At 69.2% G+C, this 2,384-nt stretch carries 1 protein-coding gene and 2 tRNA genes; 2 read left to right on the top strand and 1 reads right to left on the bottom strand.

What is annotated here, in order from left to right:
• Positions 1–48 precede the first annotated feature (48 nt).
• Positions 49–1,761 carry a GMC oxidoreductase gene (locus ACFWE2_RS25215; protein ID WP_377226947.1) on the bottom strand — a complete coding sequence of 571 codons (1,713 nt, stop codon included), beginning with the start codon at positions 1,759–1,761 and terminating at the stop codon, positions 49–51.
• 239 nt (positions 1,762–2,000) lie between these two features.
• Here ACFWE2_RS25215 and ACFWE2_RS25210 point away from each other — a divergent pair.
• A tRNA-Ser gene (locus ACFWE2_RS25210) sits at positions 2,001–2,092 on the top strand.
• Between the two features lie 209 nt (positions 2,093–2,301).
• Positions 2,302–2,374 (top strand) — tRNA-Arg (locus ACFWE2_RS25205).
• Positions 2,375–2,384 lie beyond the last annotated feature (10 nt).

Below are 2,384 nucleotides of genomic sequence, written 5' to 3'. Positions count from 1 at the left end.
CAGGTCAACCTGTGGGAGAGCCGGACAGGCGCTCTACTTCACGATCTGCTAGCTGATGCCAACGATGGGCAGGCGCAGCGCCGCAGGCGCCGCCTCGGGCACGACCGGTGCGGCAGGGCGCACCGGCTCCACCGGCACGTACGCCGATCCCAGGGCCGGACGGGCGTCCGGCTCGCCCGCGTTGGGCCACAGCGCGCAGGCGCGCTCGGCCTGAGCCGTGATCGTGAGCGACGGGTTCACGCCCAGGTTCGCCGTCACCGCCGACCCGTCCATGACGTGCAGGCCGTCATGGCCGAACACGCGCAGATAGGGGTCGACGACGCCGCTCCCGGCGTCGGCCCCGATCGCACAGCCGCCGAGGATGTGCGCCGTCAGCGGGATGTTGAACGGATCGCCGATGGTGCCGCCTGCGACGCCCTCGACATCGCCGTCGCCCAGCTTGTCGGCCATGCGGCGTACCGCTTCGTGCCCTTCCGGGATCCAGCTGGGGTTCGGTGCGCCAGTGCCCTGCTTCGACGTCATGAACCGGCCGAACGGCGACCACCTGGTGAGGGTGACCAGGGAGTTGTCGTGGGCCTGCATGACCAGCGCGATGACGGTCCGCTCGGACCAGCGGCGCCAGTCCATCAGCACGGGCAGCCACTTCAGGTTCTTGCCCAGCTCGCCGATCCAGCGGGCGAACCGGAACGGTCCGCCGTCGACGAGGATGTGCTGCAGCGCGGCCATGACGTTGGAACCGTGGCCGTAGCGCACCGGCTCGATGTGGGTGCTCTCGTTCGGGTAGAACGACGACGTGATCGCGACGCCACGTGAGTAGTCCGTCGTGCCGACCTTGTGCGTCATCGCGCCGAGCAGTGCCTCGGAGTTGGTCCGCGTGAGGTGTCCGAGCCGCTCGGACAGCCGGGGCAGCGTGCCCGAGTCCTTCATGGCATGCAGGAGCCGTTGTGTGCCGAGCGTGCCGGCTCCGAGGACCACCTGCCGCGCGGTGAAGGTGCGCTCGCCCGCCCATCTCCTGCCGGTGCGGTGGGTGCGTATCTCGTAGCCGCCGTCGGGCAGCTGGCGTACGCCGTGGGCGGTGGTGAGCGGGTGCACCTCGGCACCCGCGCGCTCCGCGAGGTAGAGGTAGTTCTTGACCAGGGTGTTCTTGGCGCCGTGGCGGCAGCCGGTCATGCACTCGCCGCACTCGGTGCAGCCCGTGCGTTCCGGTCCGACGCCGCCGAAGTACGGGTCGGGGGCGGACTGCCCCGGAGACGGGGCTTCGGCGCCACCGGGCCCGAAGTACACGCCTACGCGGGTGGGGCGGAACGTGTGGCCGACGCCCATGTCCTCGGCGACGCTCCGGATGATCTCGTCGGCAGGGGACCGGCCGTGGTACCCGACGACGCCGAGCATGCGCTCCGCCTGGTCGTAGTAGGGCGCGAGCTCGGTCTTCCAGTCGGTGATGTGGGACCACGCGGGGTCGGTGTAGAACGGGTCGAGCGGACGGTAGAGCGTGTTGGCGTAGACCAGGGAGCCGCCGCCCACGCCTGCGCCCGTCAGGCAGAGCACGTTGCGCAGCAGCCGGACCCGCTGGATCCCGTAGCAGCCCAGTGCCGGTGCCCACAGGAACTGCCTGAGGTGCCAGGAGTTCTCGGCGAACTCGTGGTCCTCGAACCTCCGGCCGGCCTCGAGCACACCGACGCGGTAGCCCTTTTCGGTGAGGCGGAGGGCGGCCACGCTGCCACCGAAGCCCGACCCGATCACCAAGACGTCGTAGTCCATGCCCGCGAATGTACTCGCTATTGATGCGGTGTGAAATACGTGGACCCCGGGCGGCGGGCGGCCGTCCGGGGGGCCTCCACCGGTCTCGGCCGGCAACATGTTCACATGAAAAAATCGGCGGTATGACGGCGATGCGAGGCCGATCGGGGCGCCGCCGGCTCCTCCGCTTTGCTCAGTTCGCCGTACGGCAGGTAGCCTGGGCCGCGCGGCATGGCCCGGCCTGAGCAGGGCCGCCGCGAGGAGACGTCGCATAGTCAGGTCTAGTGCGCCACCCTGCTAAGGTGGTAACGGGGCAACCCGTTCGAGGGTTCAAATCCCTCCGTCTCCGCCAGGAAGGTCCCGGCCGCGCGTGACGCCCGGGGCCTTTTCTGTGGAAGGCCTCGGAACGTCGGCTCAGCCGGCGGCCGAACCCTCCGGAGGGCTGTGACAGAGTTCTCCTCGGGAATCGTGGGTTTGAGTTTGGGCCTGCGCCGAACAGGCGGTAGTGTTCTCGTCGGTCGGCCGGTGTGAACGGCAGGCAGTTAGCAAGCAGTACGACCAGCGCCCGTAGCTCAACGGATAGAGCATCTGACTACGGATCAGAAGGTTGGGGGTTCGAATCCCTCCGGGCGCACATCAGGAAC

Origin of the sequence: Promicromonospora sp. NPDC060271, assembly GCF_042726755.1 — a bacterium.
In the GTDB taxonomy this organism is placed as follows: domain Bacteria; phylum Actinomycetota; class Actinomycetes; order Actinomycetales; family Cellulomonadaceae; genus Promicromonospora.
This window is presented reverse-complemented; position numbering and strand designations above follow the sequence as displayed.